The sequence below is a fragment of the Mucilaginibacter sp. SMC90 genome, assembly GCF_022811725.1.
Taxonomy (GTDB): domain Bacteria; phylum Bacteroidota; class Bacteroidia; order Sphingobacteriales; family Sphingobacteriaceae; genus Mucilaginibacter.
This window is the reverse complement of the sequence record NZ_CP094527.1, coordinates 3,733,110-3,756,049: the sequence shown is the minus strand read 5'-3', so window position 1 is coordinate 3,756,049 and position 22,940 is coordinate 3,733,110. Positions and strand designations below refer to the sequence as shown.

The following is a 22,940-nucleotide window of genomic DNA, read 5'->3' as shown; positions in this document are numbered from 1 at the left end:
GTAAATCTTTAAATTAGATCACATCAAATTTTTGCTTTTATTCGTTTCGAAAACGGAGAACAAAACTAATACTAAAAATATTAGTATTTTGTTTATGTTTGAAAATAATTTTGGAAGTTGGGCTAAATGACTGACAGCTTGTTTTATAATCCGTTTCTGCGCATGAAGGAGGATAATCTGAAAAAACTCATGGGCGCAGGCAGGCCATATGTGGTCATCCAACGCTTTCAATGGCCAGGCCAGCCTTTGCAACAAACTTTTTTACTGTCTGCATACGCGGACCAACAGGAAGCCCTTTACCACCAATCAGTGCTAATGCTTAAAGAAGGAAAGATGCAGAACCTCTTAGACCTGGATCAATACCAAACTGTTGTTAAACTTCTGAAAAACGAATCCGGCATGACGGTGTTCTATAATGGAACAATAGATGCACGTCACGAAAAAAGGTTGCAAAAAGCTTATGTGAAAAGGGTTTCAGGTTACATTCACTATATCCGTATGAAAAAAGAAGATCACTATGATGTGCGTATATTTGTTGAGCATGGCCGCTTAAAAGCAGAGATCACCTCGGGTGAGCAAAGTCACACGGCCCTTTTTTATGACATGATCAAATAGCTATGTGTAGAGATATCAGCTTTCATTCCGAGATACAGATGGTCACCCAGGATTTTAAGGGCATTCAACTTGCCCCCAGTTTGGCGCATTATCCTAACGAAATGCTGCATGTGACCTGCGAGGTATTACCGACACATCCGATCGTCGTTAACAGGAAGGCTTTAGTATTAGCGAATATGAGCTGGGGTGTAGTACCGACATTTATCGATGATCCTAACGAAAGGCAAAAACAGCGGTTGAATTACGTTAACGCACGTTCAGAAAGAATTCTTGGTGATAAGAAATCTTATTGGTACAGGATTCGAAATAACCGTTGCCTGATACCTGTTACCGGTATTTATGAGCACAGGGAAGTAAAGGGCTTTAAAAATAAGATCCCTTACCATATCAGTCTTGAGGGACGCAAGCAATTTTATGTACCGGCACTATACCAGGTAAGTCAGGAAGTCGATCAACATACCGGCGATATAACCAATCTGGCATCATTCACCATGATCACCCGTCACGCTAATGATAAGATGCAATGGATACATAATGCCGGGGACAATAAGCATCGGATGCCTTTGTTCCTGACGCCTGAAATGGAGCAGGCCTGGGTACTTGATGACCTGGGCGATGATGACCTTGATGAGTTCTTTCATTTTGAAATGCCATCAGAAGCCATTGCACATTATCCGGTATATTCGATACGGAGCCGAAAGCCAAGGCCGGACGGGATCATCCCAAATGAATACTATGATTGGGGTAAAAAATTGCCGGTTTATGGTCAGGAAGAGCCTCCCGCTGAACAGGCTACGCTGTTTTAGTAGCTTGGTATATTGATAATCATTCAGACTTCATCAATATACGCGCACTGTGCTATTTAGTCTCGCCAGTTGGCTTCAACGTAGGCGAGAAAATTGTCTTGATGAGACAAACAATACTTTATCTTTTCTTCCCAACCGGTATCATCTTCATCATCCAGATAATCAAGATCGTCGTCAAGGTCAAAAGGTTCTAAAGGCTCGTCCCCGAGTTCGGTATCGAGATCCTCATCATCATCAATATCGTCGTTTTCTTCCGCATAGAAAGAATTGATCACCATCGCCTGCAATAGTTTATCTCCAGGATAAACACCCTGCTCATCAAGCCATTTCCGTAAAGTTTGTTCCTGCTCGCTCAGAGGTGCAGGCTGTGAGGGCCTGATATCACTTTGTTCAATGATCGGCGTGAGTATGCTGATCTCTTTAGCGGTAAGCAAACAATCTCGGATCGGATACCATTCTCCATCAAACATCAGGTCGCCCATCTCATGCTCATCAATGTATATGATGTACTCCGTCGCCTCCTCCATATTCCGTGCGAAAATATCGACGGTTTTGCGGCCGTCGCCGAACGGAGACGGTATGGTCAGCTGCAAGTAGCCGTCCTCTGGACTTAAAAATTCAGGTGCTTCCATGGTTAAAGGTAATAGTTTAAATGAAACCCGTAAATTCGTTTATGGAAATTGAACCCGGAAGATGTTATGAGCGACCATGTGCCATTGTTAGAACCAGCGATGGCCGGGAGTATGCCATTCCGGTCTTTGACCACCTTCACGCCGATCCACAGTTTGGTTTCCCGCACAAACACTACCACATCGATGGACGTTTCTACATGGAACCCCGCATGGGTCATGAATATCGGTTACATGCCGGTCATACATCAGCGGTGATCCGGCCGGGGAATGAAACGCCAAAATTTCTGCGAATAGAAACCAGAATACTGCCTTGCGTGCAAACCCAAACCGGGCTTACCTTTCCGGAAACACCAACAAAGAGTCAAAGCGATAACCTGGAACGATATGAGCAGTGGTACGCATCTTATATCGGTAAATCTTGTGCGGGTAAACGTTGTCCTCATTTTGGAACTGAAATGCTGGACAAAGACGGTCGTTTGGTTTGCCCAATGCACGAGCTTACCGCTGATCCAGATACTATGCGTGTGGTCGCCCGCTATTCCAAATGAGGCCAACGGATATAATGAACTTTTTTGAACAGCATGTTAGGTAATTCGTGCATAGTCGAGGTGATCTAAGCTACATTGATCTGTTCCGGTGAATACCGATAGATATCCTGATTATCATCAAAAATGTGATAATAGTTAAATCCCGACCGGCTCAATAACTTTTGAGCGGCTATGTTATTTCTGTTGATCACCGCCGCAATGTCGCCGATCTGCTGACGGCGTAAGGAAGCCAGGAAATCCGGCAGTAATTTAGACATTAATTTTTTTTGGGAATATTCGGTTTTTATACAAAACTCGATGAAGTATGGGTATTTCTTAAGCCGGTAATGTTCTCGGGCGAGATCCGGTGAAATGATATCGATGAAGCCGATGATACGGCCATCGATGCGTTTTCGTATAAAGTGAAGGTAATTTCTGCCGCAGTGCAGGTTGATCAATGCGTTTTTGAGTAGCGCATCTGCAGCACTAAGGGAGGTCAATCGCTTAAAAGGCAGATATTTTAGAGCCTGATTATCTGAAAGTAAAGCATAAATATCGTCTACCATGCCGGACCATCGCTGGAGATCACCGGCATCAAACGATTGAATTATGAGTGTTTCATTTTCTAAATGTATCGGCTCTAACATAAGGGCAAGGCGATATTGTAGTAGCGTTTTGTACTGCTACAATAATCGGCAAATGACAACATTGTTCAGGTTAATCACAAGATTATTTCTCAACAATAACATTTACATCAACACTGGTTCATTAAAATCAAGGCCGTTCGACTACTCCTTGCTTTTTAAAGACTTAACCATTTTCGTGATAAAAAGAACGCCTCCCCGCACTTGCTGCCAGGAGGCGTTCAACCTAAACCTTATCACAATCGAGCGATGAGTTCCGCTCGCTTTGTGCAAATAAAAAGAAAAATATTTTATTAACGATATTGTCGTTGATAAGCAGAGCTTCGCATGTACTCTTCGAAACGCTGTTTGTACAAACGCTCAGCGTTCAAGCGTTTATTGATCGCATTACAGCGCCAAAAGCAAAGCACCCATGTTAAGCCGATTACGCCGAAAAGGGTAAAAGTTTCCTTTGACGACTCAGCTTTCTTAGCAGAAAGTTGTTCAGAAGTATACTTTACGCCTGGCGTGTCAGGTCGTTTTCCAATCATGCCGAAAAAACAGAATGTTGAGATCAAGAAAGCAAGCAAAAAGTTTCTAACGATGGCTCCCATGGCTTTAAAATCAAACTTAAAGTTACTAATAATTTTAGTTAAGAACAAGTGGAATGCTTAGTTTAGTTCAACTATTTTATTGACTTTTCTGGCCTCCTGCACCCGCTCACGGATCGTTTCAATGATATCGGATAGAGGGATGCCCCTCAGCCAAACAACGGGTGTTTCGGAATCTGTACTTTTAAGTATCACATCCATCAGTCGAAATAGTTGCAATAACAATGAACGCGTGATCACATAATCCTTTATACGGTACATTTCTACCTGGTCTATACGCTTAAAAAAGATACCGGTGGTGATCTGGATATATTCCCGGCCGATGCGGTATTCACAACTTCGCAGGAATAACACGCGGTACCAGGCGATGCCGGTGGTCGCAATTGCAAAGACAACGAAGTATGGCGAAAGTTGCCATGCAAGAAATAAGAACGTTAACCCGAGCGTCACTAAAGGCAGGGTCTTCAAAAATGCAAAAGCCATGGCTGGCTTAAGCAGTATGTCATCTTGGTGTGTCATATTTTAATTGATCTAAAAAGGTGAGTTGGCTGGGAGGCTTGCAGGTCCTGATCCTTGTCCGGATACCAAAGGCTTTTTCAAATGAAGAGAGGCTTAATTTTTCTCCTTCAAAACAGATCTTTTTTTCTTTCAGCCAGGCGGTCACATTGCCTTCGTGATAACTCAGCCTGACCATCCTGTTGCGGATAGCAGTAGCAGCCTTAATATCTGCCAGCCTACCCATCAGGTCATTACCGAAAGCTAAGGTAAATTCCCGACCCCTAAGATTCGACCGCACCCAATTAAGCTGGTCGGCACTTATCCGAACCCCAAAAGACAAGAACAAAAGATCATCAAAATCAAGGTAATCCGCTTGGTTCAGCGTCAAGAACGAGACCGCCTCCATCGCTGAAAAAGTAAGAATGATCTGGCGGGCAAAAAAAGAACCTGCCATCCACAGATTATGCGTGGGCGGGATGTAGTGTACGGCTTCACTGAAATATTCAACCTCATCCCCAAAATAAAAAACGGGCTCCCCCAATGCAAAAAATGCCTGCACTTTAGGGGGAACGCCGAGTTTAGTTAGGTATTCATTCATTAGCGGGAACCGCTGCGGGTATAAGACCGACTCATCTGGTTAGGCACACGTGGGCTTTCATTTTCTGCATCCTTGACCGCATTATAGTAGCCCGGGCTTAGTTTAGCCGCATCGACCTCGTTACGTTGCTGATTAAAAAGCATATTCAGGCCTTTGTAAACCACATACGTTAAACCACCATCGATGAGGATCGAAGCGACCAAGGCCAGTTTATTGGCCTTGACCCCCTGTGGATCGGTCGCTGAATAGCCAAAGGTCGTCTTATCTGCGATCGTCACTTCCTTGCCTTTACGGTAATTTTCTTTTTGTGCAGCGGTCAGAAACTGAAGATTGACCATATCCGGTGCCAGTATCTTCTCCGTATCAGAAACAATAAATTCCCGTGTTTCAGCATCGTATTCTACCAGGATCTCCTTCTTATTGCCTTTATCATCCGTAGTGGTTTTCAGATAATTACCCACCTCCCCTTTTTCCAGCTTATGTGCTTCGTTATCATCCAGGAACGATGGTGTTGCCGGTTTTTTATAGATCGGGTGGATCATTAAATTAAGCTTGCCTGTCTCGTCGGGTTTTAAAGATATCTTAGCGTCTATCGATTTGATGCGAATGTTCTCCGCTTCGAGGTTCTGCAATTGCATTAAGCCCGTCCTGCGGCCCGAAAGCAGCGCCTTGAGATCATCCACGTTCAATAACAGCTGTCCGCCCGTAGCAAGCCCGATCGTTTCGAGATCCTGTAGCGGAAGCATTTTCTCGTTGTAATGTATAATATCCATTATCTGCCTACCTTTCTTGAAACATTTACTTCTTCCCCTACCTCAGCAACAACCATTTGCTGCGCAGAGGGGTCGTTCTTTGCGGTCACGAGGGATTTGAAGAGTCCATCTGTTTGTTTCAGGTTGAATTTATTGCCTTCCATATCCTCCATCTTGAAGGTTTTACCTTTCAGGTCAAGAACCTTGTACACATTATTGTTATAGGCGATCTCATCGCCCTTTGCGAGTGACGGCATCTCTGCCTGATTCACCACAGGTTTATTTTCCTGTTTCAATTCGCGCTTTTCGACAAGGTCAAGCACAAAATCATAGATCTTCTGCGCATCGGCAGAAGCGCGGAAAAGCTCAAATGGTTCATCCTTCAGTATTTTGACCCAACTGTTGACGTAAGCAGCGTGCTGGCCGAAATTATGCCCGATCTTCAGTTCACTACCGATCATTAGTGAAGCGATCTCTGCCCTTAGCTCTTCGCGTGCATATTTCTCAGAACCGAACCCTCCTTCCATTTCGCGGTTGAGGCGGCTAGGATGCCCTGTCCAGTGTCCAAGCTCGTGCAGGGCTACAGCATAGTACTTGGTTTCGTTATCAAATTGTTCCTTGAACGGCAATTGGATAGCGTCACTGGTCTTATTGTAATATGCCTGATTGCCACCGTGATCAATGGTAGCCTGGCTGGCCGTTAACAGACTTTCAGCGCGCTCGATAGGTGTCCAGGTTTGTTCACTTCTATGCTTCTGAAGGTATTCTTCCAGTGGCGGGATCCCTTTGATCTGCTCTGCGTTAAACACCCAGGCGTTGGTAATGATCGGTTTATCCAGGTTAGTAACCCTTGTTTGCGTAACGCCGGCTTCGTCTTTGATCTTGTTGCCGTCCACGTCACGGATGGCTTCCATGTTGCTCGTTTTAACAAAGTTGATCAGCGTGGCTTTTGCTCCTTTTTCTACAGTGTAACCGGCAAAGTCTGCCTGTTTTAAGGTCATCCAGCGCGGATCCTGGTGACCTTGCATAGAAAGCCAGAGGGCATTCATCCCGCGATAATTTTTATCGGTGGTTGGGTTCACCGGAATGGTAAATGCCGGCGCTGTCGAATCGTTCCAGGGTTTTTGAAAAGGTGAAGTACCTTCTTTCAATTCTGCGATGAGCTTATTTGCGATCTGCTCATGCAATGGTTTAAAGTTCTTACTCATGATCTGTTATTTTTAAAAGTTGATATAAAAAATTCAATGGATGGAGATAGTGGTTGCCGTAACGCAGGCCGAAATGTAAATGGGCGGCAGTGGCCCGGCCACTGGCACCGCTGATGGCGATGGGCTGCCCGGCCCTGACGGTATCGCCTGTCTTTACCAGGCATTGGCTCAAATGGCCATAATTGGAAACGATACCGCTGTGCTGCAAAGTGATGGCCGTACCGAGAATATGACCCTTACCAACCGATCTGACCACGCCATCCAGTACCGCGTAGACGGTATCGTGATGTGCACGCAGGTCAACCCCGGGATGATAATCGATCTGTCCGGTTATGGGATGGATGCGCCAACCGAATGGCGAAGTAACTTTCAATGTTTTTAGCGGAAGGCAAATGACCAGCAAGGCGATGGAGGCCTTCATCGTGAGTATGCCTTTTCAAGCACTTGCTTCTCCGTTAGCCTTGCAGGCTCAAGCGCTTTCTCCCATATGGCGGGGTTTTTACCAGCTATTTCTAATGCCTGCCATTGGGCAGTACTGGTTCCCCGGTCCAGCAGGAGCCCGACCTTGTAGAGATCTTTAAAATTATCGAGTGGCATTGCCGCCCCATCCCTTTTAAGATCACTAAGAATAGTTTGTCTGTCCTTTAGCTTTAGCAGCAATTCCGGCGGATATACCCCTTCCCTTCCGTTAGCAAAATTGACGTATACTTCATTGGATTGTTGCCTATCGTAGGTAACAATGGCTACCTTTCCCTGCCCATTGGCAGGATCAATGGTAAGATCCGGCCGTACGATCACGAGCGTGCCGTTTAGATTTTCACTGTTCTGCATAAAAAAATTTAATTAATGAGATCGATCAGGCGGGTACTCTTTGAGACTGGTGGTTACCTGCCGATTTTATAGGGGCGTGTTATTTCCAGCATATCTTTCAGGGGATCTGTGAGGAATTCCATCAGACTATCATTCGCCTGGACAAGCCTTAAGGAGCCTTTCTGCGCTTCAGCGCCATAATATTCTATGTGATTGGCATAGTCAGCCAGTACTTGCCTGAGCTCGTAGGAAATAGAAGCCTCATGTTTTACAGCATGATCGTAGATGCGGTCAGCTGATTTAGGGATGATCAGTGCGCTACTGCTGTACAACGCTGTACGATTGTCGTCAAATAAAACAGTGAAGTCATCCCTGCGGATGTCGGCATCGATGATGGTACCGATCTGGCCGCTTCGCTTTGCCGGATCATTCAACAGCAACGGATGCACCAAAACATTCATATTGATCAGTTCCTGTTCTGTCATCTTAATTGATTTAAATTAAAGCCTTCTATTGTCTATTGATCTAGTGTGCCTTTTGGCGGCTTTGGCGGTTCCTGCGATCTAAAGCGGGTGACCAGCTCTTGAACTTCCAGGTTGATCCGTGAAAAATTCTGGCGAAGGATATCGTCTTTTTTATCGCCAAAATTGTAATAGGTAGGCAAAGGCCGATAACCCTTTTCTTCTTTCTCAATTTCCTTGAGATCAAGCGATACCCGGCAGTTAACAGCGGAGGTCTCAAACTGCCCGGTAAATTGTGGACGTGCATCGGCGGCGATCACCCCAACCATCTCCCCTGCATTCAGCGAGGCAATTTTACCCGCAGGGATCAGTGCTTCCAGCTTTTCGTTCAAGGATGTCGATGTCTTATTACGGTCGATAGAGAGTCCTTCACCAAGCTGTTTAGATTTGCCGAAAAGGCGTTCCAGCCATTCCAACGTCTCTTTGTTCCTTACCGAGCCGGATAGCACATTTCCTATCACAGCAGTGATGGTCGAAGCGGTGTCTTTGCCATACTGCTGGTTGAACTGAGGAAGTTCCTGCAATCCCATTAAGACCGCAACCTTATTGCTCCTGGCTGTGGCGATCAGGTTCTCGACCTTATGCAGGAACAAAGTGGGCACCTCATCTACGATCAAAGCAGATGGCAGATTCCCTTTTGTGTTGATCAGCTTTGTCAGGCGGTTAGTAATGATCGAATAACAGGCAGAATTGATATTTTGGGTATTGGGGTCGTTCGCCAATACCAGGATCCCGGGATTTTCTCTTGCAGATATTTTCAGGTCGAAGTCGTCACCTGAGAATACCCAAAAAGTTTCTTTCGTCGCCAGCCTGCTGATAAATATTTTAAGGGTACCAACCTGGCCTTCTAATTGATCGAACGCTTTGGCGTGATAAGCGCTCATAAACGGCGATAACAGCGGCTTTAACTCTTGTTCAGAAACCAGCGCGTTGAAGATCTCCTCATACGAACGATTCAGTAAGGCCAGTACATGCGGAAAACTGGAGCGTTTTCCGCCGTCGTGTTTACTCAGGAAATAAATGCAGGAGGCCAGAAAATTTATAGCCGACTGCGTAAAGAACTGATCGCTCCCACCCGACCGGTCACCTTTTTTCAAGGCTTCTACTAATGCTTCAGCAGTTTCAGCAGCGTCAGCCAGGGAACGGATATAGTCAGCACGCCAAGGGTTGATCCGCCGGCTTTTTTCCACTTCATTCAGGTTTAGAACATGAAAAGTATAGCCCTTAAGTTTGCCTTGTTGCTTTGCTAACAGGTAATGGTAGTAAGCGATTTGTCCTAAATCAGGATATTTAAAGTCATACAGACAAACGGCAAACTCTTTGGCTATAAGCTGACGAATAAATGGGTTAACGACGGAGAATGACTTACCGGAGCCAGGCGTGCCGATGACGATGGTTCCCCGAAATACATTAACAATATTTATCCAACCCTTTCTAACCTTGCCCTTGTAGTAAAACAACATCGGAATGTTTACCGAATATGGCGTCTGCATGAGCGAGACCGGCTGCATGAAGCTTTCTGCTTCGGTATTCCACTGATCCTTTCCGAGCCCCGATCTGAGCATCTTGGATATATTATCCATGGCCAGGCTAGCCGTCAAGGCACCGGAAAAGGACAGCAGAATATAAATAAGGTCATTTCGGGAGGTATAGGGCAATACCATTGAAGACGACTTTCCTTGAAAAAATATGCTCCCGAAAAAGAGGATCAAACCAAGGCATAATGGATAAACGATATGGTTCTTGGGATCGAGATCTTTGTTTTTTTTGGATAAAGTACCAATGCTGACGAGACATATCAATGCTAGGGTGGTCAATTTACTCAGCACAAGATCCCTGTAGATCGCAATGTGAGCGATCTTATCCAATGGCGTATAAAAAAAGCCCCATATAGGGGCTTTGTGATAGACAAAAATGGCAATTTCTAACAAAACGGACAGGTAGATCGCAGAGCGCATGAACCCATGCAACTTCTGCTGCTCGCGGGTTTCTTCCATAAGCTAAAGACTCATTCTTCAATTCAATTCAGATCCAGCGTATCCGCATCAAGCAGGTCTTTGTAGCTGATGGTCAACGTGATCACCCTGCCCGAGATCTGCTTCTCGCTTAGCTCTGCATGAAGGACCTTATTGCCAGGGAAGGACATTTTTTTAAATACAAATACATTTCGGTAATATTTAGCAAATGAAGGCATGCCGGAAAGGCTGAACACCGGGCTGATCTCAACGGACTGGACATTGGTAGCCTTCGTTACCTTTTTGTCGTCGATCCTGAACCGGAGATCTTCAATGTCGTACCTTAGATTGGTTTCGTTCTTAAAAGAAATATCCAGGAAGATATAATCGCCCAGGGTAGCAATGTGGTTAACCAGGCCTTTCAGGCCAAAAGCTTTAATTTTCGCAAGCTTTTTCTCCGTGCGCTGCGCGTATAAATTATAAGATAGCTGGCGAAGTTGATTACCGGATAGCCCTATTCCGGAAATGTCGAGGGGTTTGGTATCAGCCGGCATGATATTGATCTCCGTCGCCACCCCGGGATACCCCGGCAGCAAACGATATTGGGCCAAAAAGGTCTCACCAGCGATCGTGATGACAGAGCCGGTGAATCTTTTGAGAGAATCCCTTAGCTTGATCCTTAAAACGTTCTTTAAGGGCAGGTCGCCAGCAAGATCCTTATCGGAGATGTCAACATACTGCACTGGTTCCGGTGAAATAAAATGGATGGTCATATTTTCCGGGAGATAAACCACAGGTAGTTTGTCCTGCGCGCGGGCAAAAGCCGAAAACAGCAGGAAGAAATAGATCAGAAACTTTTTCATGTCAGTATTTTTTTTGCGCGTTTTGTAAAGCATCGGTGTCGATGAGGTATATGTAGGAGTTGTATTTTAGTTTGGCTTTGTTTTTTCTGATAAGGTCAGCGATCGCGGATGAGGTTGACTGAAATATTTTGTCAACTGAGCTCATCAGGAATTGGCTTCCTGAAGAGCCCCCGTCGATCGTGATACCCTGGATAGTGTTACCACTGAGATCTTTTGTAAATTCTCTGAAGGCTGATGCAGGAACATAAAGGCCGGGCATTCCGTCAAGGTCATAAACATCCATTTTAACAGGAAGAATTTTGCCATCGTAAAGGATGGAACTGATACTCAGTGTTACCCGCTGTTGGGAAAAACCACTGATCTCTGCGTACAAATAAGTGCCTTTTGATACTAAGACTTCACCTGCTTTAATATCCTCCAATAATTTAAGCCTTAACCTGGAGCCCGCATAGCCGGTGATATTCTCGTCAATAACAGCGCTGATAAAGCTTTGACGCTGATTGGGAAAGACAGTATTGAAATCCGAGGAGGGACGCTCCGCCTGAACAACGGTCAGTTTGATCTTGGCAGCTTTTTCTTTCGCCACCCTTTCAGCCGCATCTTGCTTCAGCTTTTCGGCCTTGTAAGCCGGGTCGTTAGCTTTGGTAATGCTATCCATTACAGCCATTTGCTGTTTGAAGAGTTCCATCGGGTCTTTTTCACGCGGTTCCGGAGGCGAATCATTTTTGACCCGTTGGACCCGAGCGGCGACAAAGGGTTTTGTCAATTGCTGACCGCGCAGCGTATTAGCCAGAGCCAGTTCCTTAATTTTTGAAGCATTAGACATCGAATCAAGCATCTTCCTTTCCCGTTCAGAGAACTCATTATGATAAGAAGGGTTGCTAGTGGCTTCTTTGGGAATGACAGCAACTGCAGTTATCCCCTCCGCGTCCTTATAGGTATTTCTAAATGCATCGAGTTTATCTGCCAGCTGCTTTTTGGTAATACTTGCGGATACATTTCCGACATTGGGGTTAAGCCCCGCTTTTGGGCCGTTATCTTGTTGCGGTTTGTCGAAGCTGCTATGCCAGGCATAATAGAAGAGAAAGATGAATGGCAGCAACACCAGCGGCAAGATATATTTGGGTTGTTTAAAATTGATTTTCATATCATTGATTTTGAAGGAGATGAAGACTATCCAATGCATTGCCCAGTGCAAGGCTATCAGCAGTGGTTAATTGCTTCCGTGCGCTAAGACTATCTATCCGTTGTTTCAGTCGAAGGTTTATTTTGATCTTTACAGCGGTTTCCATGATCTGGCTAAACCCATCCCCAATGGGATTTACGGGTTGAGCTTTAGCCAATTTCATTGGCTCAGGATGCCTGAAAATCGTGAAGGATAGTATTGCTGAGATCAGCATCAGGACGATCATAGAAACCAATGAAAATTTCGGATAAGCATTTAATAAGCTTTTCAAACCGTTACCGGCGGCGGAAAAATAGGTTCCGAATTCGCGGCGGATCTCCGAATACAGCGTATCCCTGGGATCGCGGTTAGAATGTATTCTTTTCCACATCTTGAAGGTCTTTGTTTTCTAAGGTTTTCCAGTTAGTGATCAGCGTCCCATGAGGGTTATTATCGCTGCGGGGGATATCTTTCAGATAGCCTTCTGTAACCAGGGAGCGGATCACGGTAGAACTCCTCCTGTCGATCTTGAGCTTGCCGTAATAACGGAAGTACTTCCTTGGCAGATCCAATGAAATAGAATCGGTCTGGAGCGTGAGTACCGAGCTCGATGAAAGTATCGAATTGAAAAATCCGTTCTCTTTCAGATCATTGTATTGCTGCATTCCGGACTGGTCGATCAGGTACATGGCTTTTTTCATTTGGTATTCCATGTAATTGTCATCTGGTGTCAGGGAGAAGAACAGGGAGTGAAAAAGGTCTACGTGGGCACGGTATTCCGCCGGCCGGTTTAACTGCATATCTGTTTGACGTGCCAGTATTGGGACATTTTTATCAAGTATGTAAATACTTTTCTGAGCATTGGCCACCATCTTAAAAGCATAAAGGCAGTTCATACCGACGATGAGCAATGCGGTGACCAGACTACCTATAGCGATAAGGGTCGCAAGCCGTATTTTGGCTTCGATGTTTTTTATGATCATATAGCATACAAATTAAAAGGCCGCTTTGGATCAAAGCGGCCGAATGAATGAGGTGTTGATGTCAGAGTAAACTACCTGACGCGCGGCGTGCTACACCGATGACGGTTCCTGCACTTCGGCCAAACGTAGAGGTCGCGGAACTAATGCCAGAGGTTGAAATGATCCACGTCGATATGCTGGGTACAGTGAACATACATATCGCGCCAATGATAAATACAATGATCACCGTACCGAAAGATAAAAGTCCGTTTCCGGCAAAGTAAGCCATCTTTTCCAGATTAGCGGTAGTCCCGTTTTCACCAACGAGTTCTTTATATTTACTTATCTCGGATGTTAGGGCATATTCCTGCATCAGACCGGTCAGATACATGATCAGAAAAGCGATACCGCTGTACAAATTGACCGATACAAATCTTGCGATCCAGGTACTAAAGCTATCGCGAAATGCCGGCAATATGCTAACGGCGACTGCAAAAGGACCGAGTATAATGAGAATTGTCGAGTAAATGATCTGAATCATAAAGATCACATAAACCGCGATGCGTAATATCCAGATCCCGATAATTTCAAGCATTTGGGAAAATAAGAGTTGCATACCAACCTGTAAACGATTCTTCAATTCCAGTATTGGAGAAACAACCGTGCTGATACCTTGCTTGACGGTACTGGAAACGGCATCCCAGGCCTGTCCATACCAGGTATCACTTTCCTTTTCAGCTACCTGAGTTTGCGCCTGGTACGTGTATAATGAATTAGCTACCGCGAGCATCAGGCCTGCCCTGTTCAGCCGAAGATCATTGACGATGGTTTGCTCGCTTTCGAACATCTGTTCTGTTTGATTCGTGACCAGGTCCGTTGGAAATGCGATTATTTTCACAAAGGTTCCCCACCAGAATATGACCATAGCCAATCCGAACGGACGGATAAGCGGCATGATCTCCAGTTGTTTATCACCGACCATCATCTCGTAGCTTTTTATAGCGAAATAAATGATCATAAAAATTGCCGCCAGCGCTTTTGCATCAGCAATAAAAAGATCGAAATGCGTCCAAACAGAATCTTTCAGACCTTTCAGGAAAACCATAACACCAGTTTCATACACACCTTCTCCCTGCAAAAACTCCAATGTTTTCGTGTTGTTTACGCCACCGGTCTGGGCAAAAACCGACGATGCCGCCAGGCACGTCAGCAATAACATGATCGTCTTTTTCATTGTACATGTTTTAATACTTTATTAGCGATCTCAATATCTGATCGTGGCGTCCATGCCGGTACGTCGATCTGGTTCGTCTTGAGCTTTTGCTGCTGCTTCGCCATATCGATCGTTGATCGGGCAGAGGATGTCCTGATCGCCCAGACCCCGGCTAAAGCCCGGTATTCCATCAGGTAACGATGATAAGCCATAATTCGTTGGCCGCGGTCCATGTCCGTGCTGTGTGCGGCATCTATCCTTTGCTTCAGCATATCCATCTCGTTTTTGTACCAGCTGTAAAGGCCTTCCGCTATCATTTTGGCTGATACCTGTGGCGAAAGACCCTGGAGGATAGAACTAGTTGAGTTGTTGAGGACAGGTGAAAGTTGGTTCTTATAATAGAGCATCCATAATGGATCAGCACCGCTGACAAGACCGGATTGATTCGCGATCTCAGACAAGGCAGTATTCCGGACCGTATCTGATTGTAATTTGTATTTCTTATCGGTCGCATTCAATGCACCGACCAGTGCCAGGCGTTGCGTCTGTGGGCCGCCTGCACTCAGCGGACGCAGATCCTTATTGTGATAACCTGGATGAAATAATCCCCAGGTGAGCCAGTAATATGGGTTAAGGCTTAGGAAACCTGCCTTAGGCGTGAATTTGTTTTGATCCCATTGCAGGTACACCATACGTTCTTGCTGATAACGAATACTTTGATCCTGTGCGATCGACTGGGCAGAACAGTTGCATGCCATTTTCAATAGCAGCAGCGGTAATAAAATCATGCTTTTCATTTTCTTAAATATTTTGCGTTTTGAATGATCTGTGCTACAAAAATCTTGTCCCTATTGATAAACTCTGCGAACGGGTTAACGGAACTAATTACACCCCGCTCCTTTGCCCAAAACATGGCGCGCCAAGCGCCATAAGCAAGGCCGTCCAGTATCTGTAATTCCTGAGTGACCTTACGCAATAATTCGTCCCTTGCTCCGTAATTTGCAAGGACATTATTGCCTTCTTTTAAGATGAATCCGGAAACGTCGCTAACGAGCGTGGTCGCCCTGTTGCGCATTTGAGTTGTCGTATTATTCACAAAAAGCAGCAAGGCGGGGTCTGATCTTGCGAGTGCCAGTGCCTGTTGAATATAATTGGTCATATCTGCGATAATAACAGCCATATTTTTAACAGCAAGTCCGTTCTTTAATCCAGAATTCACATTTGATAAGGCCTGATAGATGATGGTTTGAGCGACAACCACCGAACCCATATTGGTATTCAGGTCATTTAGATTATTATTGATCTTGCCCAGATATTGGTCATGGGCAGCTTCAGCACTTCCCCGCACCGCGGCATTTTGCGTAACCGCATTAACATGCCATGGATCGATCACGACACGCTGCGCCTGCGCAATACTACTGTATAACAACAGGCATAGTATCCATTTTATCATTTGAGATATTTTGCGTTTTGAATGATCTCTTTGCCGATAGCGATATCTGCATCGATGAAATTTTGAAAAGGGTTGGCCGCTTTGAGCAAAGAGGCCAGGCTGGAATACTGAAGCATACTCAGCATATTTCCTGAAAGATCCTGGATCCTGCTTAGTTCTGATAGCACGTAATCAAAAAGTATCTTCCTATCGGAGGCTTTCATCTGATTCACATCGCCGATGGACAGGCTCAGGCCGGCAACGTAACTAAACAAGTCCTTCGCCTGTCTGGCAAACTGTAATTCCGCCTGGTAGCCGATCGCTAAAAGGGCCGGGTTCTTTTGTACCAACTGAATGATCTGCGCCTGGTTACTGACGATGCGACTAACCATTGGGCTGGCATAGAAACCTATATCCGCTAAATTGATCGCCGTGCCTAACGCATTGTAGCGTTGCTGTAATTCGCGATAGGTCACCTTGATCTTGGCTAAGATCGTCAGATTGGCCTGTTCATTTGCGCTGACCAACCCCTGCCTGTCACGCGCGCTCACCTGAAATTGATTTTCGGACTGTGACTGAGCAACCAATTGATGAATACCCGGAATATTTAACGTTTTTTGCTGCCCGTATACTGTTACTGCAAAGCATAGGCAGAAGGCTAGAGTGATCGAACGAATCATGGCTTGAGGTATTTGGCATTATTTAATACTTCGTTTGCGATACGCACGTCTTGGTTCTGCCATTCAGCCCATGGATTCAATGATCTGAATATGCCTTCAATCTTTGCCCAGTACATGGCCCTGTTCATACCATAGGCGATGCCGCGAAGTATCCGCATCTCCGTGGCGATATGATTCAGCAACTTTCCCCGTTCGCCTGAATCCATCAAATTATTGTTGCCACCCTTGAGCACGAATGCCGAAACTTCAGCAGCCAGTGCCGTGGCCCGTGTTTTAAAATCCCTGGCCCCTTGTTCTGCAAACAGTAGTAATGCAGGGTTACTTTTCGCAAGGGTTATCGAACTTTGTACATCCGATACGATATCGATGCCACACTCAGCAATATCCTTAACGGTAGTGAGATTGCTGATAATAGAGGCGACCTGACTCAATCCCTGATAGATCTTGTTCTGAAGGTTATTCACAATGACCAGCTGGCTGCTTACCGCCAGTTGCCCCTTTTGTATCAGGTCAAGCTTGTTATTGGTATTGTTGAGTTGCCCGTTGATGGTCGATGAGCTGATCGCGATCGCGCCGGAAACAGCGGGGTCGATGACAAGCGACTGGGCATGGCTTACAGCTGCCAAGCAGCTGCATACCAGTGTAATTAATATCTTTTTCATCTTATGAATTATTTACCAGGTTAATAAATGCCGGCAAAGCCCGGCCACTGCTTTTAAGGTCGCTGACAAATGCATCAAGGCCTTCGGCATAGCTGCCAAATTTCCCGATATACTTTTCCACCGCAGATTTTTCGGGTTTCTCTGTCGTGTAGGTCAGATATTGGTGAAGGGAGACTTCCACCCCATAGACCTCTCCTGTTGCACCGCGACGGATATAAACTTCTTTGAACCGGCCGCGGTTCTCGGCATTATCCAATTGATTAATGGTAAAGATCTTACGCCTTTCCGTTTCGCTTATTGATAAGAGGCTGGAGATCTCGTTGTAATTATCCCTGAATTTGGTTTGGTCAAGCAGGCAGATGGTGTCAGAATTGTTAATGATGCTGTCTTTGACCACACTGTTTCCAATAATGTCTCCGAGTTCCTGGGTGACCACAATGGCTTCGCCCCAAAACTTCCTTACCGTTTTGTAGAGATATAAGAGGTATCCTGCCATCAAAGGACTTGCGATCGCTTTCCAGGCTTCTTCAACGACCAGTGCTTTTCTCCGGTCTGAGCGGTTACGCATCTTTTGGATAAAAACATCCATAATAATGAGCGTAACGATCGGGAAAAGGATCCGGTGCTCCTTGATCGAATCGATCTCGAAAACGATGAAGCGTTCGGTAAAAAGGGATGAATCTGCCTGTTCGTTGAGTATACTTTCAAATTCCCCTTTCCGGTAGAACTTTTTCAGCACATACTTAAATTCATCATAATCAAAAGGGATCTGCTCCTCCTTTTTGATCTCGGGGATCTTTTTAAGCGCAAATTCATAGAAGCTATTAAAATTCAGTTCAGGGCTTTTTAACGAGAAATAATAGCTAAAGTATGCGCTGACCGTGTGAGCGATCACATCCCGTTCGATCTGACTGATGTGCCCCTCAGCTCCCTTCCACAGCAAGCAGATGAGTGTGACTAAAAAATCCTTTTTCTCAATATTATACTCATCAGGCGTTATAGCGAAAGGATTCATGGTGATCGGTTTCTTATCCGTGTAAGTGATATACTTCCCATTGTAATAGGCACAAAGCCCGGAATAAGAATGACCGGTATCTACAATGACCATATCCATATTGTATAGCATGTACTGCTCGATGAGCGCGTTCATGAAAAAGCTTTTTCCTGAACCACTCGGGCCCAGAACAAACTTGTTCCGGTTATTGATCCGTCCCGTTCGCATCGGCAGGTCTGCCGGATCGATACCGATAGGTATACCTTGTCTATCCGTGAAGCGGAGCAGGAAATCAGAAGGTTCATCCCGGGGTAGTGATTCTTTAAAAACGAAACACATCGCCGCATCACAGGTGGTCAGGAACCAATCATAAACTTTAAGCTCAGAACCATTGCCCGGCAAAGCCGTTCGAAAAAGCTCCAGCTGGTTATATGCATTCTTACTAGGTATGATACCTAATTGAAACAGTGAACTTTCTACAAAATTGGTTGACTTATGAATCACATCCTTAGGTGCACAAATGAGGATATTGTAATGAGCATTAACCAGGAGCTGATTTTCCCGGGCAACGTCAATCAATAGCAGATCGATATCATCGACACATAATTGATTAGCCGGATCAGGGATACCCGCATGACGTTTCTTTTTCTGCTCTAGTTTACGCAGCGTCACCAATTGGTTCGGTATCTCGATCACCTGATTATAAATGATCGCCTCACATGCAGGAACCCTGAATAAAAACGACATCAGATCGATCGGAAATCCCCGGGTGCTTTCGCGCTCATTCAACTCGATATGTGTTGCTATTTCCGGTGGCAGATCAATGCTGTCAATATTGACCAAGCTGACGGACCTGACAGCACGATCACCCATACCCACCTCTGTGTCGGTCGGTAAAAGATTTTCCAGCGCGATGGATTTGTTACTGAAATCCATACTCAAAAGCTGGAGCACCAAATGGTTGATACTGGCCTCATTTATTGGCTTGGCAGCAGGCAGGATATCAAGGACTTTTCCAACAATCTGCAAAAAGTCCCGGACAGCTTTGGCATCATAGCTATAAAAAGCCCCTTTTTTGACCTGGCGGGTGATCGTTAAGTAGGTTGATATCCGAAGACATTCCCGTCCTTCGAAATGTTCATTAAAATGTTTTTGTAAGTACTCAACTGCAGGTTTGGATCGAAAACGGTTACGACTGATGATGTCATGTTTTTGAACGATGTGGCCTTCACCCAAAACCTTGACCATGTTGATCAGCAGGCGGTGAAACTCTTCATAAGACGAGGGGTCGGCCGCGTAACGGGTTACGGGGTTATTCATTTCTATGACGATAGAAAAATCGCCATTCAAACCAATGAGCAAATCATATTCCCCGGCCTTATCGATCCCGGCATACGGTATATTAAATAAGTTTTTTGCGGCCATAATGATTAAGGATTAAAATGTTTGTGACCCTGCTTTTGACATGCAGCCCGCCCTTTTGACGTGATGCGGTATAGAGGAGTCCTCCGGTTATGCAGCCAATAAGTACGAGCGCGCCAAGCCACATATTGATCAATGACATCACTAATGCACCTGCGACCAATCCGGTCAGTAAGGAGGCGATTCCCCAGTAAATGAATTTCCCTTTAAAGCCCTTGAAAATAAGGGGCTTCTGCAGCCCCTTATAAACAGCAAATCTTCTGGCCATCTTATAAGCCAAAAAAGGCTTTGATCACCAAAGCGGAAACGACCAGGAACACGCAGGATCCTCCCCAGCCCATCAGCTCTTTGTTAATATCCTGATCGCCGGAGTTCCATTTGGAATAGACGCGGATAGCCCCAACAATACCAACGATCCCGCCAATAACAAGCGTGATGTTAGTGACCGGAGCGATGTAGGTTTTCAAGGTCGTGGTAGCGGTGTTCAAACCATTAACACCATTTTGCGCGAAAACAGGCGCAGAAAGAGCAAGCAGCACTGCCGATGCCCACAGTTTTTTTGTTCTGTTAAACATTAAAAAGGAGAAAAAAATGGAAGCGGAGATCTTTTAAAGCCAGTTGAGAATGGCTGGTATGTTGACAGGCGTTCAGATCACGAAATACACCTTATGGGATACACACGAGTGTGATGATTTAGGTCGACGTCGCTAGATGCCAAAAATGGCACGGAGAAATACACCGGCAAGCGTCATGAATAATGCGGCAAAGAACCAGGCGGAAACATCCGCAGTAAATCTTTCTTTACCCATCTGCACATTCTTATAAATGCGTAAAGCCCCTACGATGCCGAATATGCCGGCAATGACCAGAGACAGGTCAAAAGCTGAAAAAAAAGTCGATCGGAGATTCTGTTGGGCCTGCTGCATCTCTTTAATTCCGGGTTGAGCCGAAGCGGTAGAGGCGGCCAAGCAGTAGGCCAGGATCAGATAAAAGTACCTCAAAAGCTCACTTGCTTAATATACTCTACTGCTTCATCGCGGCAGAGGTTGAACATATTTTTAAGCGATACGCCGCCGCTGGCGTATAGTGAAGATCCGATCTCCCCACTTGTCAATTCTGGTTTGAGTGATATCGCTTCGATATCTTCCGAAAATGATAATTCCTTCGTTTCATCTGCTATGTTTACCTGTCTGTTACGCAGGTTATCCCAAGCGATCAGGATTAGGTAATAAGCGGTGTAAAGACCGCTGAGCCAAAGGATAAATTTGATCCAATTCATAAGTCATTGTTTTGAATAAAGTGTTTAATAATTGCTTTTATCTCGGGTTGTGTATCGAGCAAATGTTTGACAGCAAAAGCGACAAGTTTCGAAACATCTACGCTCGTAGCCATCTTGAACTGATTCATGGTTCGTACGGTCTTTTCATCGAACCTTACGTGTACCATATTTTTGTTTACACTGGTATCATAAGCCAGGATGGCATCCAATATGGCTGCCTCAAACCTTTTCTCTGCTTTACGCTGTTTTTTGATGGCCTTATCATTAGGCTTTGACAATTCCTGCCTGAGCTGGTCAGCCAGCGATTTCATGTTTTCCATATAAATAATCAGCATATATTTTTTCAAAAACCGGGATAATTACCGGATACAGTGACATTGGGGTTTGGAAGGTATTTGTTCTTTGAAAGTCGATACGATCGGGAAGCACCTCGGTGATCACCCCAAACTTGGAGAGTTGGGCATTTACCTCCAGCATGATCTCGTAGCGGGCATTGGCTTTGATCCTGTTCGGAATAAAAACCATTTTGATCTTCGGATTTACTTTACGCAATACAACCGTAAACAACATCGTGCTTTCAAACGTGAACTCGTCATATGCGAACGGGCAGATAAAAAGGTCCGCGGAATTAAAAACGGCCAGCAGGCCGTCATCATCCAACTTTCCGGGAAGATCGATGAGTACGACATCCTTATCATTCTTCATAATGACGTCCTTCAAGATCGGAAAAGTTTCCAATGTGGCGGAAAGCACTTCGTAAGGCTCCCGGTTCTCCAGTATCTTAGCTTTTTCGTATTTCTGGGATATGGACTGCTGATAGTCCATATCGATCACGGTTACAGGGCATTTTTTCGCCTGCGTGAGATAGTTGGCGAGTACAAGTGTGATGGTACTTTTCCCGGCGCCACCTTTTTGATTTCCAATTATAATGGTCATAACAATATAAATTAACGGGTATTGGTTCTTGCTTTCTTTTGCCGCCGACGGCGCATGCCATGTACTTGCTGGTCATCAACATCGCCAGCGATCCATATAGGACGGATCGAATCAGCTTGGGTATATCCTTCAGCTTCATAAGTGCTTATTAGGTGATCTTTCAAGGGTGGCGGTTCATTTGCAGCATCTATCTTCAGGTGCTTAAGCGCTAATACTTCGCTACCTTTTAAAACCAGCTTTTCACTATGGTCTATGATCGAATAGCCATACGGTTGTTTACCTTCTGCATTATGGAATAAAAGTTCGATATAATATTTTTCGAAAATCCAGGATCTAAAGTCCGAACGACCTTTGTATTGTTGAAATAATTCACGCAATTCGCCGATACGCTGATCGGGACGTTGATATTTTTTGATCTGATCACTGATCGCTTTTTCATCAGCTTCCTTACCTGGCAAGCCGAGTGATTCTGTAACCATAAAGAATTGTGCGCGTGTGCTGAAATTGTAAGCGAAGGCAGTATCTAAAGAGAGAACTTCTTTAAGGTTAACAATAGCGCGAAGATTCTCGTAGGCACTATTGATCTTTTTACCTTTTTTATCTACTCGTGCGGACACCATGTGCACATGGTTATTGTCGGTGTCCTTGTGGTAAATAACCAGGTAAGGTTGATCACCATAACCCATTTTTCCCAGCCATTCTATAGCGATTTTTGTGAGCTCTTTACTGTTATATGATCTTCCTTTCGCCGATAAGACCGCATGAAATTGAGGTTTCTTCACGCGGCTGTTCTGTGCGGCGATCATTTTCAGGTAATTGATATAGTCCTGCGGCCTTAACCGGCCAAGGCCCTGAAGAGAACCAAAATTGGCTACTTTCATCAGTTCGCCTTTATTCCGGTCGATTTTGTTCGTATTGTAAACCACACCACTGAATTTCGCTGATGAGGAAAGGATTTTGACGATCATATCATGTATCGTAGAACGGAATAGCTGTAGAACGATGTAACATTACAACCAAGTATCACACTATCTATATAGCCTGATAGCGCTATACCCATGTTACAACCTATCGGCATAGCAACAGAACCCAGTAATCATATAATCTAATATCCGGCTATCGGAGCAACCTAATAGCAGTACAACGGGATAACAACCTAACCACATAACTATGTAA

Annotated in this window: 31 protein-coding genes; 3 read left to right on the top strand and 28 right to left on the bottom strand. The window is 45.0% G+C overall.

Annotation, left to right across the window (positions count from 1 at the left end; translation table 11 throughout):
* Positions 1 to 126: 126 nt before the first annotated feature.
* Both MTO98_RS16110 and MTO98_RS16105 read left to right on the top strand, forming a co-directional pair.
* Positions 127 to 615: a hypothetical protein gene (locus tag MTO98_RS16110; RefSeq protein WP_243487651.1), complete on the top strand. Its 489-nt coding sequence runs from the start codon at positions 127 to 129 to the stop codon at positions 613 to 615.
* 2 nt (positions 616 to 617) lie between these two features.
* Complete coding sequence (locus tag MTO98_RS16105; protein WP_243487650.1) at positions 618 to 1,421, top strand: SOS response-associated peptidase; 804 nt, start codon at positions 618 to 620, stop codon at positions 1,419 to 1,421.
* 56 nt (positions 1,422 to 1,477) lie between these two features.
* On the opposite strand, the gene MTO98_RS16100 is transcribed toward MTO98_RS16105, so the two are convergent.
* Complete coding sequence (locus tag MTO98_RS16100; RefSeq protein WP_243487649.1) at positions 1,478 to 2,053, bottom strand: hypothetical protein; 576 nt, start codon at positions 2,051 to 2,053, stop codon at positions 1,478 to 1,480.
* 41 nt (positions 2,054 to 2,094) lie between these two features.
* Here MTO98_RS16100 and MTO98_RS16095 point away from each other — a divergent pair, with 41 nt between their 5' ends.
* Positions 2,095 to 2,601: a hypothetical protein gene (locus MTO98_RS16095; RefSeq protein WP_243487648.1), complete on the top strand. Its 507-nt coding sequence runs from the start codon at positions 2,095 to 2,097 to the stop codon at positions 2,599 to 2,601.
* Positions 2,602 to 2,666: 65 nt separating this feature from the next.
* Here the strand turns inward: MTO98_RS16095 and MTO98_RS16090 are convergent, their stop codons facing one another.
* The 27 genes from MTO98_RS16090 to MTO98_RS15960 all read right to left on the bottom strand — a co-directional run bounded on the left by MTO98_RS16090 (position 2,667) and on the right by MTO98_RS15960 (position 22,732).
* Positions 2,667 to 3,227 carry a GNAT family N-acetyltransferase gene (locus MTO98_RS16090; RefSeq protein WP_243487647.1) on the bottom strand — a complete coding sequence of 187 codons (561 nt, stop codon included), beginning with the start codon at positions 3,225 to 3,227 and terminating at the stop codon, positions 2,667 to 2,669.
* Between the two features lie 290 nt (positions 3,228 to 3,517).
* Complete coding sequence (locus MTO98_RS16085) at positions 3,518 to 3,865, bottom strand: hypothetical protein (RefSeq protein ID WP_243487646.1); 348 nt, start codon at positions 3,863 to 3,865, stop codon at positions 3,518 to 3,520.
* Between the two features lie 9 nt (positions 3,866 to 3,874).
* Positions 3,875 to 4,333, bottom strand: a complete 459-nt coding sequence (locus tag MTO98_RS16080; protein WP_243487645.1) for a PH domain-containing protein — start codon at positions 4,331 to 4,333, stop codon at positions 3,875 to 3,877.
* Entirely contained in the window at positions 4,317 to 4,910 is a 594-nt protein-coding gene (locus tag MTO98_RS16075) for a hypothetical protein (RefSeq protein WP_243487644.1), read from the bottom strand. The genes MTO98_RS16080 and MTO98_RS16075 overlap by 17 nt, the downstream gene beginning before the upstream one ends.
* Positions 4,910 to 5,656, bottom strand: a complete 747-nt coding sequence (locus MTO98_RS16070) for a DUF4099 domain-containing protein (protein ID WP_243487643.1) — start codon at positions 5,654 to 5,656, stop codon at positions 4,910 to 4,912. The genes MTO98_RS16075 and MTO98_RS16070 overlap by 1 nt, the downstream gene beginning before the upstream one ends.
* A 26-nt stretch (positions 5,657 to 5,682) precedes the next feature.
* Positions 5,683 to 6,870: an ArdC family protein gene (locus MTO98_RS16065; protein WP_243487642.1), complete on the bottom strand. Its 1,188-nt coding sequence runs from the start codon at positions 6,868 to 6,870 to the stop codon at positions 5,683 to 5,685.
* Positions 6,863 to 7,291 (bottom strand): M23 family metallopeptidase, encoded by a 429-nt coding sequence (locus tag MTO98_RS16060; protein ID WP_243487641.1) that lies wholly within the window; start codon positions 7,289 to 7,291, stop codon positions 6,863 to 6,865. The genes MTO98_RS16065 and MTO98_RS16060 overlap by 8 nt, the downstream gene beginning before the upstream one ends.
* Positions 7,288 to 7,701, bottom strand: a complete 414-nt coding sequence (locus MTO98_RS16055) for a hypothetical protein (RefSeq protein WP_243487640.1) — start codon at positions 7,699 to 7,701, stop codon at positions 7,288 to 7,290. The genes MTO98_RS16060 and MTO98_RS16055 overlap by 4 nt, the downstream gene beginning before the upstream one ends.
* A gap of 53 nt (positions 7,702 to 7,754) precedes the next feature.
* Positions 7,755 to 8,165, bottom strand: coding sequence for a hypothetical protein (locus MTO98_RS16050; protein ID WP_243487639.1), 411 nt, complete (start codon positions 8,163 to 8,165; stop codon positions 7,755 to 7,757).
* A gap of 32 nt (positions 8,166 to 8,197) precedes the next feature.
* Positions 8,198 to 10,198: a type IV secretion system DNA-binding domain-containing protein gene (locus MTO98_RS16045; RefSeq protein WP_243487638.1), complete on the bottom strand. Its 2,001-nt coding sequence runs from the start codon at positions 10,196 to 10,198 to the stop codon at positions 8,198 to 8,200.
* Positions 10,199 to 10,221: 23 nt separating this feature from the next.
* Complete coding sequence (locus MTO98_RS16040) at positions 10,222 to 11,019, bottom strand: DUF4138 domain-containing protein (protein WP_243487637.1); 798 nt, start codon at positions 11,017 to 11,019, stop codon at positions 10,222 to 10,224.
* Between the two features lies 1 nt (position 11,020).
* On the bottom strand, positions 11,021 to 12,166 hold the full coding sequence (gene traM, locus MTO98_RS16035) for a conjugative transposon protein TraM (protein WP_243487636.1): 1,146 nt from the start codon (positions 12,164 to 12,166) through the stop codon (positions 11,021 to 11,023).
* Position 12,167: 1 nt separating this feature from the next.
* On the bottom strand, positions 12,168 to 12,575 hold the full coding sequence (locus MTO98_RS16030; protein ID WP_243487635.1) for a hypothetical protein: 408 nt from the start codon (positions 12,573 to 12,575) through the stop codon (positions 12,168 to 12,170).
* Positions 12,553 to 13,167 (bottom strand): conjugative transposon protein TraK, encoded by a 615-nt coding sequence (gene traK / locus MTO98_RS16025; RefSeq protein WP_243487634.1) that lies wholly within the window; start codon positions 13,165 to 13,167, stop codon positions 12,553 to 12,555. Before traK ends, MTO98_RS16030 begins: the two co-directional genes overlap by 23 nt.
* Positions 13,168 to 13,228: 61 nt before the next feature.
* On the bottom strand, positions 13,229 to 14,380 hold the full coding sequence (locus MTO98_RS16020; RefSeq protein ID WP_243487633.1) for a plasmid transfer protein: 1,152 nt from the start codon (positions 14,378 to 14,380) through the stop codon (positions 13,229 to 13,231).
* Entirely contained in the window at positions 14,377 to 15,156 is a 780-nt protein-coding gene (locus MTO98_RS16015) for a hypothetical protein (RefSeq protein WP_243487632.1), read from the bottom strand. Before MTO98_RS16015 ends, MTO98_RS16020 begins: the two co-directional genes overlap by 4 nt.
* Positions 15,153 to 15,812 (bottom strand): hypothetical protein, encoded by a 660-nt coding sequence (locus tag MTO98_RS16010; RefSeq protein ID WP_243487631.1) that lies wholly within the window; start codon positions 15,810 to 15,812, stop codon positions 15,153 to 15,155. The genes MTO98_RS16015 and MTO98_RS16010 overlap by 4 nt, the downstream gene beginning before the upstream one ends.
* A complete protein-coding gene (locus MTO98_RS16005) occupies positions 15,809 to 16,471 on the bottom strand; it encodes a hypothetical protein (RefSeq protein ID WP_243487630.1) in 663 nt (220 codons plus the stop codon). Before MTO98_RS16005 ends, MTO98_RS16010 begins: the two co-directional genes overlap by 4 nt.
* A complete protein-coding gene (locus MTO98_RS16000) occupies positions 16,468 to 17,133 on the bottom strand; it encodes a hypothetical protein (RefSeq protein ID WP_243487629.1) in 666 nt (221 codons plus the stop codon). The genes MTO98_RS16005 and MTO98_RS16000 overlap by 4 nt, the downstream gene beginning before the upstream one ends.
* 1 nt (position 17,134) lies before the next feature.
* Positions 17,135 to 19,552 (bottom strand): TraG family conjugative transposon ATPase, encoded by a 2,418-nt coding sequence (locus MTO98_RS15995; RefSeq protein ID WP_243487628.1) that lies wholly within the window; start codon positions 19,550 to 19,552, stop codon positions 17,135 to 17,137.
* A complete protein-coding gene (locus MTO98_RS15990; protein WP_243487627.1) occupies positions 19,530 to 19,817 on the bottom strand; it encodes a plasmid transfer protein in 288 nt (95 codons plus the stop codon). The genes MTO98_RS15995 and MTO98_RS15990 overlap by 23 nt, the downstream gene beginning before the upstream one ends.
* Position 19,818: 1 nt before the next feature.
* Entirely contained in the window at positions 19,819 to 20,124 is a 306-nt protein-coding gene (locus tag MTO98_RS15985; RefSeq protein WP_243487626.1) for a DUF4134 domain-containing protein, read from the bottom strand.
* Between the two features lie 132 nt (positions 20,125 to 20,256).
* On the bottom strand, positions 20,257 to 20,517 hold the full coding sequence (locus tag MTO98_RS15980; protein WP_243487625.1) for a DUF4134 family protein: 261 nt from the start codon (positions 20,515 to 20,517) through the stop codon (positions 20,257 to 20,259).
* A gap of 29 nt (positions 20,518 to 20,546) precedes the next feature.
* The gene (locus MTO98_RS15975; RefSeq protein ID WP_243487624.1) at positions 20,547 to 20,828 is read right to left on the bottom strand and encodes a hypothetical protein; all 282 of its coding nucleotides are present in this window, start codon (positions 20,826 to 20,828) and stop codon (positions 20,547 to 20,549) included.
* Complete coding sequence (locus tag MTO98_RS15970; protein WP_243487623.1) at positions 20,825 to 21,139, bottom strand: hypothetical protein; 315 nt, start codon at positions 21,137 to 21,139, stop codon at positions 20,825 to 20,827. Before MTO98_RS15970 ends, MTO98_RS15975 begins: the two co-directional genes overlap by 4 nt.
* Entirely contained in the window at positions 21,123 to 21,764 is a 642-nt protein-coding gene (locus MTO98_RS15965) for a ParA family protein (RefSeq protein WP_243487622.1), read from the bottom strand. The genes MTO98_RS15970 and MTO98_RS15965 overlap by 17 nt, the downstream gene beginning before the upstream one ends.
* Positions 21,765 to 21,775: 11 nt before the next feature.
* Positions 21,776 to 22,732 (bottom strand): relaxase/mobilization nuclease domain-containing protein, encoded by a 957-nt coding sequence (locus MTO98_RS15960; RefSeq protein WP_243487621.1) that lies wholly within the window; start codon positions 22,730 to 22,732, stop codon positions 21,776 to 21,778.
* Positions 22,733 to 22,940 lie beyond the last annotated feature (208 nt).